The sequence below is a fragment of the Pelotomaculum isophthalicicum JI genome (assembly GCF_029478095.1).
Taxonomy (GTDB): domain Bacteria; phylum Bacillota; class Desulfotomaculia; order Desulfotomaculales; family Pelotomaculaceae; genus Pelotomaculum_D; species Pelotomaculum_D isophthalicicum.
Window position 1 is genome coordinate 1 of sequence record NZ_JAKOAV010000052.1, and the last position, 13,961, is coordinate 13,961.

Here is a 13,961-nt window from a genome sequence, read left to right on the forward strand (position 1 = left end):
AACTGTTCGTACACTGGCAAATGGGAATTTTTCCTGGGGCTGGATAATGGGAGCCGGATGAGCTGAGAGGTTCACGTCCGGTTCTGAGAGGGCCTGGGGGTGAGATTCCCCTGGGCTACTCACCTTAAGCTCTTTTGCAAGAAGCGTTCGGATGCGGATAATCTCTTTATCGCTACGCGCATGTGGCTACAGGAGCGATTGGGTTTAGAAATCAGCGAAGAAAAGTCACGCGTTGTCAATCTCAAGAAGCAATACTCGGAATTCTTGGGATTTAAGATGAAACTGCGCCGGAAAAGCAACAAATGGGTTATCAAATCAAACATGACGAACAAGGCATTAAACAAATGCAAGGATTCTATCCGAGCTCAGATACACAAGTTAAGCAGAGAACCTAATCAATGGAGCGTAATGAATTTCAACGCTGCCATATTGGGATATCACAACTATTACAAATGCGCCTCGAATGTGTATCTTGATTTTGACCGTATCGCCTTTGACGTCAGAAAGACCCTTCTATGCAGAATAAAAAGCCATCGAAGTAAAACTGGGTTAAAAAGCAAAGCATTTGAGCAGTATTATGGCGACTTCACGGGAAAAATTTTTAAACTATGTGGAATAGCGCTTTTCCCAATCAACGGCATTAAAACACAGTACCACCTATGTGTTTTCCATCGGATATCTGCAACTACACGGAAGCCGGGAGGACAAAAATACATTCCCTGCAAAAAGCTATTGATCCGTGGACATTGCAGCAGCTCATGCAAAACCCTATCAGAGGGAAAAGCGCCGAACTGAACGACAACCGGATTTCGCTTTATGTCGCCCAGCGCGGCAAGTGCGCAATAACCGGTGATGCACTTGAATTGGGAGATATGAATGTACATCATATCATTCCCACTCATTTGCAGGGGGATGACCGATACGCAAATTTGGTCCTTCTCACTTCCGATGCACACAAATTGGTACATGCCATACAAGAAGAAACTGTTCAAAAGTATCTGCTCAAATTGCAAAACTGTACAATCCATTTTCAGCGGTTAAACAAGATGCGTAAGCACGCTGGCTTAAGTGAAATCAGTACAAATAGGTAAATATTGATGGAACGCCGTGTGAGCCGAAAGGTTCACGCACGGTGTGAATGGGGGGAAAAACCGGAGATTACTTCAAAGGTTTACCTATCCATAAAAATTTTGCGGGATACCGGAAATCTGCTCAAAGCCAAGGGCTATTACATCAAGGTGCTGGACCTGATCAACATGCACCTCTCCCACTGCTATAACCCCTTTACTTACTTGCAAGACGACAAGGATGTTTTAAAGCTGGTCACCAACCTGATCCGCAACACCACCCCCAAGGGCAGCAACACCAACGACCCCTTTTGGGAACGCTCCGAAACCGCGCTCTTGGAGGCGCTTATTCTCTACCTGCTCTACGAAGCGCCGGAGGATGAGCGAAACTTCCCGATGGTCATGGAGATGATCGCCGCCGCCGAGGTGCGGGAGGAGGACGAAACCTACCAAAGCCCCCTGGATGAGCTGTTTGAACGGCTGGCCATGCGGGAACCGGAGCACCTGGCGGTCAAGCAGTACAATATCTTCAAGCTGGCGGCGGGCAAGACGGCCAAGTCCATTTTAATCAGCCTGGGCGTCCGGCTGGAAAAGTTCAACCTGTCAACCATCGCCGGCATTACCACGGTGGACGAAATGGAGCTGCCCGCCATCGGGGAGAAAAAGACGGCCCTGTTTGCCGTGATCCCCGACAACGACAGCAGCTTCAATTTCATCGTGGGGATGCTCTACACCCAGCTTTTTCAGCAGCTTTACTACCTGGCTGACCATGTTTACGGCGGCAGGCTTCCCCTGCACGTCCATTTCGTGATGGACGAATTCAGCGACGTCGCCCTGCCGGATGAATTCGACAAGCTTCTTTCCACCATGCGCAGCCGGGAGGTCAGCGTCTCCATCATCCTGCAAAACCTGGCCCAGCTCAAAGCGTTGTTTAAAGACACCTGGGAGTCCATTGTCGGCAACTGCGACGAATTTTTGTATTTAGGAGGCAACGAGCAAAGCACCCACAAGTATGTGTCCGAGCTTTTGGGCAAGGAAACCATCGACCTGAACACCTACGGAAAGAGCGCAGGCAGAAACGGCAGCTATTCCACCAATTATCAGTTGTCGGGCCGCGAGCTTCTCACCCCCGACGAGGTGCGGATGCTGGACAACCGTTACGCCCTGCTATTCATCCGGGGCGAACACGCCGTCATGGACGACAAGTACGATATTCTCAAGCACCCGAATTTGAAGCTGACGGTTGACGGCGGCGGCCGCCCCTACCGGCACGGCACCACGGAACACGCCCTGGACTGGCAGGCCGTGGCCTTGAAAGAAGACGGCGATTACGAGCTGCTTTCCGAGGAAGAACTCGAAAGCCTGTCCCCATCATAAAAAGGAGGAATGATCCTTATGAAAATGTCTGGAAAAACCAAAAGGGTTTTTACGGTTTGCTGCGCGCTGGCGTTGCTGACCCTGTTTGCCACCCCTGTTTACGCGGCCGGCGACCCGCTTCAGGTGGTTAACAACCTGTCTGAATTTATCTTCGGGCTGATCCGCGCCATCGGGATGATCCTGCTGGGCTTCGGCATTGTGCAAATCGGCCTGTCGCTGAAATCCCACGACCCGAGCCAGCGGGCCAACGGCTTTCTGACCCTGGCGGGCGGCGTCATCATCACCTTTGCCAAGGAAATCCTTAATCTCATCACAGGAGGTTGATGGCCATGTTTAACAAATTCCCGATCATTGAAAACATGCACATTCATTCCCTGGACGGCGAACTGCGGGAAGCCACCATCCTGGGACGGCTGGGCGACAACGATTATCTTGCCGAATATAACGGCGTCAAGTGCCATGCGATCTACAACCCCTTTGTCAATCATTTCTACGTGGACGACAAGTATGGCGTCATCAAGGACAAAAAGCCCGGCAGGGACGCACCGTGCCGGTAACGATCATGGAAGCAGAGCCCGCGTTTCAGGCGCGGGCTTTGCCTTGGAAACGAGGTGAGTTTATTTGGAAAGCGCCAATTGGGTGGTTGAGAACCTGAACAACGCCCTGGGAACCTGGAACGAAAAGCTGGCGGAAATCTGGCAGCTTGTCACCCAGTCTCCTACGGAATTCCGCGGCGGCGGCATCTGGCACGTCATTGCCGATATCCACGGCGCGTTGCAAGCCATCGGCCTGGCCCTGCTGGTATTGTTTTTTGTGATCGGCGTGGTGAAAACCTGCGGCAGCTTTGCAGAGGTGAAAAAGCCGGAACACGCCCTGAAGCTGTTTATCCGCTTCGCTTTGGCGAAAGGCGTTGTGACTTACGGCCTGGAGCTGATGATGGCGCTGTTTACCATTGCTCAGGGGATCATCTCCACCATCATGGGCAGCGCGGGCTTCGGCACCACAAGCCAGGCCGTTTTGCCGCAGGCCATCGTGCAGGCCGTCGAGGAGTGCAGCTTCTTGGCGAGCATCCCCCTGTGGGCGGTGACGATCATCGGCAGCCTGTTCATTACGGTGCTGTCCTTCATCATGATCCTGTCGGTGTACGGTCGTTTTTTCAAATTGTTCTTATACACCGCCATCGCCCCCGTGCCTCTGGCCTCCTTTGCCGGAGAGCCCAGCCAGAGCATCGGCAAAGCCTTCCTCAAAAGCTATGCCGCCGTCTGCCTGGAGGGGGTCATCATCGTTCTGGCCTGCGTCATCTTTTCCGTCTTTGCGGCCTCCCCGCCGGTGGTGGACGCCAGCGCCAGCGCCGTGACGATGGTGTGGAGCTATATCGGGGAGCTGGTTTTCAACATGCTGATCCTGGTCGGCGCGGTGAAGATGGCCGACCGGGTGGTGCGGGAAATGATGGGATTATAAAAAGGATACCGGACAAGAAAATCCGGTATCCTCATATGTCCTTGAACGGAACGCCATCCCCGTAAACAACAGGTTTCCCTGTTCTTGGGTCAAGCAAATCCCCCTGCTCGTTGAACTGAACTTTGTCAAGGGGTACGCCCATTTCTCTGGCCCGGCGGATCTGCCACGCGACATCATCTTCAAAGTACTTCTCGTCCCGTTTGCGCCGTATCGCCTTTATCAGCGACACAATCCAGCTTAACACGGTCAGGCCGAACAACGAGAACAGGATGATGTACGCCAAAGTCTCATGTTCCACCGCCCACTTGTTCAGCACGGTGCCGAAAAGCAGGAAGCAAAGGACGGGAATCGTCAGCCGGAGCTTTCCTGCTGCTTTGAATATGAAAGAAAGAATGAGCAATCCCACCGTAAGGCAAAGAGAAATAAGGGCCGCGGCTGCCATAATGGTCACTTTCCACATAGTCCGTATATTTCCATTATATCACGCAGCGCAAATATACAAATAAGACCGGAAAACCGTGACGATCTTGAACATGAAGTTTAGCAGTAGCAATGAAGATGGATGCGTACAGCACGAATAAATCCTCCTCCCTGATTCCCTTGTCACGCATGGAAAAAAGAAATGAAAGGATACCGCAGCGACCGAGGCAAAGGAGGCTTCAATGTGAAACGGGTGAATTACCATGAAGAACTGGAAAAAGAGAAGGAAAAACTCAACAGGCTTGCGGAGGAAGCCTTGAAGAACGGCATCCCCCTTACCCAGGATGAAGCATTTATGGTACAGAACCGCAAGGTTGACGAATTGGTAGTCAAGGTAATTAAGGAGAAAGAACGAAACAGGAAAAAACAGCGGGAACGATAAGGCAAGCAACCCGATGGCGCTTCGTTAAGAGGCGCTATTTTTTTATGGAGGTGACGATGTTTTGGAAGTCAAGATCAACCGGGAAATCCGGGACTATACCGAGAGCTTGTTTTTTGGACTGTCCCTGCGGCAGTTCGTTTTTTCTGTTTTGGCCGTTGGCATAGCCGTGGCTATCTACTTTGGCCTGCGGAGCTTCTTAGGCACGGAAACCGTAAGCTGGATGTGCATTTTGGGTGCCGCCCCCTTTGCCGCTCTCGGCTTTATTCAATATCACGGCATGACGGCGGAGCAGTATCTCTGGGCATACATCAAGTCGGAATTTCTCCTGCCCAAGCGCCTAACCTTTCACCCGACCAACATCTATTACGAAGCCCTGAAGCCCGCCCTGGAAAAACGCGAAAAGGAGGCATGGAAACACCATGATTAAGACCCTGCAAAAAATCATGAAGCAGGACAAGGAAAGGTTTGTCGTCCCCAAGGGCGTGCAGCAGGCCATCCCCATCCGCGCCATCTGGCCGGAGGGGATTTTTCAGGTGGGGAACAAGTTTTCCCGGACCTTTCGCTTTGCGGACATCAATTACGCCGTGGCCTCCAAGGAGGATAAGGAAGCAATGTTTCTGTCCTATTCGGAGCTTTTGAATTCCTTTGACAGCGGCGCTACCACCAAAATCACCATCAACAACCGCCGCCTGAATAAGACGGACTTTGAAAGCTCCATTTTGATCCCCCTCCGGGAGGACCTCCTAGACGAGTACCGCCGGGAATACAACCGGATGCTGCTGGAGAAGGCCACCGGCGCGAACAGCATCGTGCAGGACAAATACGTCACCGTGTCGGTAGCGAAAAAGAACATTGAAGAAGCGCGGAACTACTTTTCCCGCATCGGCACCGACCTCATCCCCCACTTTTCCCACCTGGGCTCCAAATGCGTGGAGTTGGACGCCACCGACCGGCTCAGAATCTTGCACGACTTTTTCCGCGCCGGCGAGGAAACAGATTTTCGGTTCGACCTGTCCGAAACCATGCGAAAGGGACACGATTTCAAGGATTACATCTGCCCCGACACCTTTGAGTTTGAACGCGACTATTTCCGCATGGGAAGCAGATTCGGGCGTGTCATCTTCCTGCGGGAGTACGCCAGCTTCATCAAGGACAGCATGGTGGCCGAGCTGTGCGACATGAACCGCAACATGATGTTGTCTTTGGACATCATCCCCATCCCCACGGATGAGGCCGTGCGGGAGGTGGAAAACCGGCTGCTGGGGGTGGAGACCAACATCACCAACTGGCAGCGGCGGCAGAACGAAAATAACAACTTTTCCGCCGTCGTGCCTTACGACATGGAGCAGCAGCGCCGGGAAAGCAAGGAGTTTCTGGATGACCTGACCACCCGCGACCAGCGCATGATGTTCGCCGTCCTCACGATGGCGCATATCGCGGACAGCAAGGAGCAGCTTGACAGCGACACGGAAACCCTGCTGACCACGGCCAGAAAGCACCTTTGCCAGTTCTCCACCCTGACCTGGCAGCAAATGGACGGCCTGAATACGGCGTTGCCCTACGGCCTGCGCAAGATTCACGCCATCCGGACCCTGACCACCGAAAGCACGGCGGTGTTCATACCCTTCCGGGCACAGGAGATTGCCCATAGCGGCGGCATTTACTACGGACAGAATGTGATCTCCAAGAACATGATTATCGCCAACCGCAAGTTGCTGCTTAACGGAAACAGCTTCATTCTGGGCGTTTCCGGCTCCGGCAAATCGTTCGCGGCCAAGCGGGAAATTGTCAACCAGATGCTTGCCGGCGGCGACGACATCGTCCTGATTGATCCGGAGCGCGAGTATTCGGCGCTGGTGGAGGCGCTGGGCGGCGAGATCATCCATATCTCCGCCACCTCGAAAAACCACATCAATGCCATGGATATGAACCGGGATTACGGCGACGGCGCAAACCCGGTCATTCTGAAATCCGAATTCGTCCTGTCCCTGTGCGAGCAGCTTATCGGCGGGCAGTACCTGGGGGCGAAGCAGAAATCCCTGATCGACCGTTGCACCGCCGGCGTGTACCGGAAGTACCTGCAAAGCAATTTCGAGGGGAAAACACCCACCTTGCAGGACTTCCACGGGGAGCTTTTGAAGCAGGTGGAACCGGAGGCGCAGGAAATCGCCCTGGCCATCGAGCTTTTTACCTCCGGCAGCCTGAACACCTTTTTCACATAAGCCATGGTTTTGCCATCCGGTGACAAAAAACCCGGATAATCGTTAACTTTACGAGGGGTTTCGCCTGGGCGGACCATATATAATCCCTGTCCTTCGGGGGTAACAACAAGCACATCAGAAGTTGGCAACCAGGAGATTCCATTTGAATTATTAACCGGCGATGGCAAACCGGTGACTTCATGTGACTTGCTTCCGTCAGTGCTGACGATCAAGAGTTTACCGTCGTTCATCTGGTTATCACTGTAACGAATGTATGCCAACCACTGTCCGTCAGGGGACCACTTTGGCCATCTGACCTGACCGGCATCACTTAGCTTTGTGAGGGTACATTTATCTCCGTCCAGGACGTAAAGAAGGCCGTTCCAAACAAATGCCAGCCGCCCCTGACCCCTGAACGCATCGACGTTGACTTGAGGTAAATTGGAATCATCCTGCTGAATGGGATTAACCGGAACTGCTTTTGATTTACTGCAACCCACCAAAATTAATAAGGTGGTTATCAGCAAAAAAACAACTGTTGTTTTAATGGTTCTCTTCATTTATATTTTCTTCCTTTCTCTCAATTAAGCACTTTAACCTTCTGATTTGCCGACCAGGAACCTAAACTCAATACAACAGTAATGATAACAATTGTAACTTTCTTTCTGATCATCGTTATTTTAAACATCTTAACAAACCTTAAATATTCGATAATTCTATACGGATAACATGCTCATTTTGTAAATTAGCCCTTAGTGTGGGATAATAATAGAAATCGTTTGAGTTTTCTATACTGAACTTATTAGCTCCATTAATCCAAATATCTCGATAATTACCAGGATCGTGAATCTTACTCCCATTGACAGAATCGTAATTGTCTACAATCTTTTCAATAGAATCCCCGATTCCAATTCCTGTGTTAGTATGGAGCGTAGAAGGTGCTGAAACCAGTACATCAACTACACCCTGAATAGGTTCAAACTCATTCTTTCTATAGAATGATACAAATAAACCCAACTCCTCGTAGTTCCATCCATGAATCCATCCATGAAACGGCGTTGAATGAAACTGTTCTTTCTTGGTTGGCTCACCATAAAGCTTAAATACTTGTTCTTGTGAATCGCCGATATGTATACCGGCAAGCGACACATTTTCTTTTGTCAAAGGCCCTGGGCCTGCTTCGCTATTATTATTAACAATGTGGATTTTTTCTTCTAAAGGGTTGGTTTGTATGCTTGGTGTTGGGGCAGGAGGGGTAGTAAATTTAGCTTCCTTGTTAGCCGAATAATAAACGCCTCCTCCAATAATGAGCGCCGAGACAATAGCAATTATGATTCCCTTATTGAGTTGTATCATTTTGCCAAAAACCTCTTTTCTTTCTAACTCCCAAAAGCCATCATACCCTCATTTTTGGTTCATTGGATAGAACTTACCATAACGAGGAAAATTCTTCAATAGGTAATCGTTTACAATGAAAAACACCAGTGGAAAGACAATGTCTTTATTTCCACTGATGCTGTTTATTGGTTAACTTTTTTATATTTTTTAAACCAAATCCATCGTAAAGTTAATAATGACATGTATGTGAAAATTAATTTATTTGTTTGATTAATATTCATGGGTAAGTTAAATAAATGGAAATCAATTATTCCACTAGTTTTTTTACAGTTGCCATATTGATTGTTGCTTCTGGCTGCTCAAGCAATCCAAAAATACTCAGTCCCGAACCAGCAAAAAGCGACTCTGCAAATGAACCTGATTCTTCACATGTTAATTTTACAAGATTTGCAGGCTCAGATAATTGGCAAAAAAATAAGCTGCAATGGTTACCTGACATCGTATAAGTTATTGGCCAACCACTGTATGATCAAAATTAAGCTGTAAATATTGCACGTCAAGAAATGTCCCGTCTTCCGCATACCATATCATCTGATGTAAATACTGAAGGTTCTGAGGTTTATAATTTTGTTTTTATAGATAGCAAGGGTGACACTTTGTACAAAGAAGGAGTGTGTCTAGCTCCATTAGAAAAATTAGGAAAAGAGTTCGTGTCAACAAATGTTGCATCCACCCAAAATAGCTACAAATAAAACACCCCGCTCCTCGTACGGAAGAACGAGGTGTTCTTTTACTCACTTTAATCCACTTTAATGGCGACTGGCAAAAGGATCGCTGCCCCAGGAGAATCTATAAGGGTCGACACCCTCTGTACTGGCTATTTCCCGTTCAGCTCCGGTAGAAACATTCTTTACCCATAAACTGCCCCGCCACTCCTTTTGGAAGACAAATGCCGTGCGGTCCTGGTTCCAGGACCATTGAGGACTGCCTACCTCATAGTATAAGGACATCAACCGGGATAGTTGGCCGGTCTGGGTGTCTAAGATACAGAATTCTGCAGGGCCGGGATCTGTTCCTTTATGTCCACTGGCCGGCATAGCGATGAAAGCCAGGCAGTCGGCGCTAAGCCAGTGCAAGTTATATATCCATTTGCCGGGTGCCGGGTAAAGTTGAGTGACCGACCCGCTGGTGGTAACCTCGTAAATGCCGTTCTTAGGTCCCTCTGCTAAGTTGTCAAAAGTATAACCGAAAAAGGTGACGGCGCTGCCGTCCGGTCGCCACGAGAAGTCCTCCGCCCAGAGCGCGTGGTAGTCATTGTCGGCTGATGTAATCAAAGGCACCGGGGTTTTGTTCCAGTCCAAGTTGTATATCAGTGTGGCCCGCACGTCAGTGTGGTGATTTTCGAATGCGAGGCCGTTGCCGTTTGGGTTGAAGGCGCAGTTTTGTGCAGCAATGTTTCCCGTGATCGAGGAGGAAAAGCTCTTTCCATCGGGCGAAGCCGTATGCAGCAAACCCCCTCCGGCGGCTTCGTTTCCATCTGCCACAATAAGTCTGCTCTCCCCGGGCGTAAGGGCTGCATCGACGAAGCCGAGAAAGCCGGGCAAACCGAGGATGGACGCCGGCAAGAGCGTACTTTGCCGACCGGTCGCAAAATCAATACTCATTACATCACCTGTAAGATTGCCGACATCTTGTCCTCTTATAAATAGCAGTTTACCTTCCTGCGGCAGGTAATAGGTGACTCTGTTATAACCAGTATTGGTTAGGGGGACCGGCGCGGCACCGTCCAGGCGCACAGAATAAAGATTACCATCCCGGCTGAAGATAATAGGTGCGTCATTACCCGAAATGTTCAGCTTATCATCTACATCTTGACTAGTGCGAACAGGAATAGTGTATCTGATACCAGCCAATCCGATACTAATGCCGAGAACAAGAAGTATAAAAAATAAAACCATATAACTGGCGGTCCTTGTCTTTTTAAACCGCATAATAAAGAGAACGGCTAAAACAAAACATAACAAAGCAACGACCATTAGAATAATCGGCAGAAAATACATTTGATATCCTCCCTTGAAAATTATTTACAGGTATGCGAACTGAAGCATCATTAGATCCTTGTCCGTTAAGGTTATTGATAAATAAGAGGACGTGCTTGTTTTGGTAGCATTATTGGCAGAATCGTGGAGATTTGAGCAAACGCTTAAGGTAATTGCTATTATGAATAAAATCATTACTTTGATAAAGTATTTCATTCAACGCCTTCCATCAAAGCAGGAGGACACCGTGACATATTCAGGGGGAGCATTAAATTCCCCTGAGTAAACAAACATATTATATCCATCACCCAATATGCCTCCATATTGGGTAGCTGGGTATCGCGGGTTACTGTTTGTTCATTACCGGAATACGGGGGCATATTTTAGCTATCGCTTGAAAACGGGAATATCTTTTTGCCATCGCTTGAATACTGAGCTATATTTTCAGAGTTGCCAAGATCCACGACCCATTTTTCCCCATCGAAAAGAACAGGATATTTCATCGTTAATGTCAGATCCTTTTCGCGTATATTTACTATTGCGGTTGCATGTTCGTTGTCAACCTTCTGTACAGATTCAATCTGGTATCCCAAAAAATTATTGAGCTCATTGTTGAAAAACAATTGGCGGCGCACAGATAACGGTATCGTATCAACACTATTGCTTGCATACGAATCGAAATCTTTATTCAATGCTGCATTAAAGAACGCTTTAACTGCGTTTTGGGCCGATTGTTCGACAGGTTGTGAGACATAGGCTTGTATTGAAAAGAATAAACACATACAAATAGCAGATAGTATTATAAACTTCCATTTAGAATGACCAATTTTTAACACAACTCTTCATTCACCTTCTAAATTTTGGTTTGTTTTAGAGACAATCTAAACATCCTTCAATTTGCTGCAGTTAAATTTTGTATTTGTTTGTTTAAAGCGTTAGCAGCGAACTTTTTCTGGTTGTTTGTACTAACCACATTTTATTTTAAAAGGCCCATTGGATTCAATCCCTTAAATGCAGATTTGAAAGGGGCTAATTGGTGATCGGGGGTACAACGAAGAGGTGGTATGTCTCATTTCTGTGATAATATAAAATATTTTCCTTTAAAGGTTTTCTTATCTATATAGACAATCTTAAAAAGCTTTCGCAACAGTGATGCTAATCTAATGCATAAAGGACATCCATTTCTGACCCCCCATTTAAACACGTTAGCCTCCGCTGGATATGCAACCGCTCCCTGACTCATTGTTCAAGTCGTCATTTGCCTACACAAGGAATAATCAAATAAAAAAATTAAATTACATCCTACTATTTCTCCATTTCTACCGTCTATTCTTATAGAAAGGGAGTGAACCGAGTGGATGTACCGGAGGAAATTATCCAGCGCGTATGCCATAAAGATGAGCGGGCGTACGAGGAATTATTCCGGCTTGCCTGGGATCAGGCTGTTCGAACCTGCTGGCTGATTCTCAGGCATCAACACGATGCGGAGGAGGCCGCCCAGGATGCGTTTATAAAACTTTATGTACACCGGCAACACCTGAAAGATGTGCGGGCGTTTCGTAACTGGTTCTACCGAATTTTGGCAAATACTGCATTGGATAAAGTGCGCAAACGGAAAACCGTTATAGATATTGACGGGATTCGTATTTCCAACCAGAACAACGATATTTTGCAAGCTGAGCGCCGAATGCTCATTGACGAGGCCATGAGGCATCTCTCATATGGCGAGAGAACCGCCGTTGTCCTCGTACATTTTATTGGATATACGGAGACCGAGGCTGCCGAGGTTGCCGGATGGAAACTGGGAAAGCTCAAATATCGCCTGAATCGTGCACGACGTGTTCTCGCCCGGGAGATAAACGAGGAAGTAAAAAACGGGGTTGACAAAGAGGGGGGTTCAGTATGTCTGACATGTTCCACAAGGCGTTAATGGAAGATGCCGCCCGAATAAATGTATCTCAAATGACATGGAAACAAGTAAAACAGAGCCACAGACGCGCACGTGGAAAGGCTGATTGGAAACGTCGACTACTCGTTTATGCAGCTAGTGCCGCAGTACTACTGATTTTGGCGATTGGCGTTTCAGGATTCGTTTCACCTGTAATGGCTAAGATGTTGCAAAAAGTACCGATTATTGGTGAGTTATACTCGTTTAATAACTTAAAACTCGATCAGTATGCATCATATGTTAATTCATCGGCAACTGACAAGGGGATTACCGTGACTGTGCCAAAAGCCTATTATGATGGCAGGCGGTTATTACTAATCTATGCTATAGAGGTGCCGGAAGGGTATGAACCGATTTATGGCTCACAAATTAATCTCGCCACAACAAAGATTCAACTGAACGGTAAGCCGCTATCTTTTCAAAGTGCCGTGGGTATGGATTCTTTGGCATCAGCAAATATGTACCGTGGTGATGTGGGATGGGACTTGTCATCTGATCAGGCTCCTCAGAACAGCATGCTCACGATCCCTATTGATCAGGTGGGTACAGTAAAGGGAAATTGGACGTTATCTATTCCGGTTTCCAGTGAAGCGATAGATAAGGACACTCGCTATGAGTTTCCAAAGGATGCAAGCAGTACCTATGACGGAATCACGATCACGGTCAACAAGGTAAGTAAAGGGCCGGTACATACCACCATTTGGATGCAAGTGTGCCAGCAACTACCGGTAAATGACAAACCAAAATATGAGCTGGGTTTTAGAGGAATGGATTTTGTCGTTTATACACCCAGCCGTCAGGCCCTTGGCGGATGGTACATTGGCAACCAACAATATTATGCAAAAAAAGTCGGAGATGAAGAAGTTTGGGACGTAACAATCCAATGCAAAACCCCACCGAACGATATAAAGTCCATTATTATTGAACCTGTTTTATCTGTAGAGGCTAAAGATGGTGTAACAGGAAATTGTCCACATTTACCACAACTCGATGTCACTATTCCACTAAATTAAGTATTCCTAAAATAACGTTTCCGACAGTACTTAAATTAACTGGGGACCTCAAGTACTGTCGTAATATACTGAATGTTTGCTGTATATGATCAATGATTTCGTATTTTTTTAAATCACAGGAACGGCCCACCCACTATTGGTGAGTAGGCCGCTTCTTGTGTTATCAGAGACACTCTACCACATGATATAGATATAGCCTGACCAAGAGGTTCCAGACTGATTATTGGTAACATATGCTCTATAATGCCCAGTGAGCATATCCGTAAAAGTGACTTGCGGATTGCTTGAAGTCGCAGTTTTAACGGTAGTAGAGTTCCCGGTATCCTCGTTTACTAGCTTCACACCAAATGACCATCCATCGCCGCTCACATCTACAAATCTTACCACCACAGTAGAGCCTGAGCTAATAGCAAGCGCAGATAAATCTAAACGGGGAGCCCAGAAAAAATTTGAGAAATTGAAATATGCTGGGCCGTATAGCATTATAAACACCTCCTTATCAAAATTTTTGTTAAGCCGGCCGGCTAGAGTGTTGCTTCTCACGTAATTTGACGGTGGGATTCTCACCGTCAATGGCGTGAGAGTTGTTTTGCCAATCAGCCAAGCAAGTGAGAAATGTAACGCCACTCACATGGACCGCATATGCCATTCATTG

Annotated in this window: 14 protein-coding genes and 2 pseudogenes; 11 read left to right on the plus strand and 5 right to left on the minus strand. The window is 47.7% G+C overall.

All coding sequences use genetic code 11. From position 1 onward, the window contains the following. The first annotated feature begins 659 nt into the window (after nucleotides 1-659). The 5 genes and pseudogenes from L7E55_RS16520 (at nucleotide 660) to L7E55_RS16540 (ending at nucleotide 3,905) form a co-directional block, all read left to right on the plus strand. Nucleotides 660-1,091, plus strand: a complete 432-nt coding sequence (locus L7E55_RS16520) for a hypothetical protein (protein WP_277445449.1) — start codon at nucleotides 660-662, stop codon at nucleotides 1,089-1,091. A 69-nt stretch (nucleotides 1,092-1,160) separates the two neighbouring features. After that, nucleotides 1,161-2,444, plus strand: a pseudogene (locus L7E55_RS16525) (VirD4-like conjugal transfer protein, CD1115 family); the annotation flags it as partial. 18 nt (nucleotides 2,445-2,462) lie between these two features. Then, a complete protein-coding gene (locus tag L7E55_RS16530; RefSeq protein WP_277445450.1) occupies nucleotides 2,463-2,768 on the plus strand; it encodes a TrbC/VirB2 family protein in 306 nt (101 codons plus the stop codon). Nucleotides 2,769-2,773: 5 nt separating this feature from the next. Beyond that, nucleotides 2,774-3,001, plus strand: a complete 228-nt coding sequence (locus L7E55_RS16535) for a hypothetical protein (protein WP_277445451.1) — start codon at nucleotides 2,774-2,776, stop codon at nucleotides 2,999-3,001. Between the two features lie 64 nt (nucleotides 3,002-3,065). Then, nucleotides 3,066-3,905 (plus strand): VirB6/TrbL-like conjugal transfer protein, CD1112 family, encoded by an 840-nt coding sequence (locus L7E55_RS16540; RefSeq protein ID WP_277445452.1) that lies wholly within the window; start codon nucleotides 3,066-3,068, stop codon nucleotides 3,903-3,905. Between the two features lie 31 nt (nucleotides 3,906-3,936). Here L7E55_RS16540 and L7E55_RS16545 read toward each other — a convergent pair whose 3' ends face one another. Then, entirely contained in the window at nucleotides 3,937-4,347 is a 411-nt protein-coding gene (locus L7E55_RS16545; RefSeq protein ID WP_277445453.1) for a hypothetical protein, read from the minus strand. Nucleotides 4,348-4,569: 222 nt separating this feature from the next. Between L7E55_RS16545 and L7E55_RS16550 the strand changes: the two genes are divergently transcribed. From L7E55_RS16550 to L7E55_RS16560, 3 genes and pseudogenes are all read left to right on the plus strand, one after another. Beyond that, nucleotides 4,570-4,767, plus strand: coding sequence for a hypothetical protein (locus L7E55_RS16550; RefSeq protein ID WP_277445455.1), 198 nt, complete (start codon nucleotides 4,570-4,572; stop codon nucleotides 4,765-4,767). Nucleotides 4,768-4,828: 61 nt separating this feature from the next. Next, on the plus strand, nucleotides 4,829-5,194 hold the full coding sequence (locus tag L7E55_RS16555) for a PrgI family protein (protein ID WP_277445456.1): 366 nt from the start codon (nucleotides 4,829-4,831) through the stop codon (nucleotides 5,192-5,194). Beyond that, nucleotides 5,187-6,980, plus strand: a pseudogene (locus L7E55_RS16560) (VirB4-like conjugal transfer ATPase, CD1110 family); the annotation flags it as partial. The gene L7E55_RS16555 and the pseudogene L7E55_RS16560, both read left to right, overlap by 8 nt. Before the next feature lie 687 nt (nucleotides 6,981-7,667). Here the strand turns inward: L7E55_RS16560 and L7E55_RS16565 are convergent. Further along, nucleotides 7,668-8,324 (minus strand): hypothetical protein, encoded by a 657-nt coding sequence (locus L7E55_RS16565; protein ID WP_277445457.1) that lies wholly within the window; start codon nucleotides 8,322-8,324, stop codon nucleotides 7,668-7,670. Between the two features lie 278 nt (nucleotides 8,325-8,602). Between L7E55_RS16565 and L7E55_RS16570 the strand changes: the two genes are divergently transcribed. Continuing rightward, the gene (locus L7E55_RS16570; protein ID WP_277445459.1) at nucleotides 8,603-8,812 is read left to right on the plus strand and encodes a hypothetical protein; all 210 of its coding nucleotides are present in this window, start codon (nucleotides 8,603-8,605) and stop codon (nucleotides 8,810-8,812) included. A gap of 303 nt (nucleotides 8,813-9,115) precedes the next feature. Here the strand turns inward: L7E55_RS16570 and L7E55_RS16575 are convergent, their stop codons facing one another. Both L7E55_RS16575 and L7E55_RS16580 read right to left on the minus strand, forming a co-directional pair. Continuing rightward, nucleotides 9,116-10,366 carry a TolB-like translocation protein gene (locus tag L7E55_RS16575; RefSeq protein WP_277445460.1) on the minus strand — a complete coding sequence of 417 codons (1,251 nt, stop codon included), beginning with the start codon at nucleotides 10,364-10,366 and terminating at the stop codon, nucleotides 9,116-9,118. A 362-nt stretch (nucleotides 10,367-10,728) separates the two neighbouring features. Then, nucleotides 10,729-11,181 (minus strand): hypothetical protein, encoded by a 453-nt coding sequence (locus L7E55_RS16580; RefSeq protein WP_277445461.1) that lies wholly within the window; start codon nucleotides 11,179-11,181, stop codon nucleotides 10,729-10,731. Nucleotides 11,182-11,699: 518 nt separating this feature from the next. Here L7E55_RS16580 and L7E55_RS16585 point away from each other — a divergent pair. Together L7E55_RS16585 and L7E55_RS16590 are read left to right on the plus strand one after the other, a co-directional pair. Continuing rightward, complete coding sequence (locus tag L7E55_RS16585) at nucleotides 11,700-12,275, plus strand: RNA polymerase sigma factor (RefSeq protein WP_277445462.1); 576 nt, start codon at nucleotides 11,700-11,702, stop codon at nucleotides 12,273-12,275. Beyond that, the gene (locus L7E55_RS16590) at nucleotides 12,248-13,306 is read left to right on the plus strand and encodes a DUF4179 domain-containing protein (protein WP_277445464.1); all 1,059 of its coding nucleotides are present in this window, start codon (nucleotides 12,248-12,250) and stop codon (nucleotides 13,304-13,306) included. The genes L7E55_RS16585 and L7E55_RS16590 overlap by 28 nt, the downstream gene beginning before the upstream one ends. A 174-nt stretch (nucleotides 13,307-13,480) precedes the next feature. Here L7E55_RS16590 and L7E55_RS16595 read toward each other — a convergent pair whose 3' ends face one another. Continuing rightward, nucleotides 13,481-13,789, minus strand: a complete 309-nt coding sequence (locus L7E55_RS16595; protein ID WP_277445465.1) for a hypothetical protein — start codon at nucleotides 13,787-13,789, stop codon at nucleotides 13,481-13,483. Between the last annotated feature and the right edge of the window lie 172 nt (nucleotides 13,790-13,961).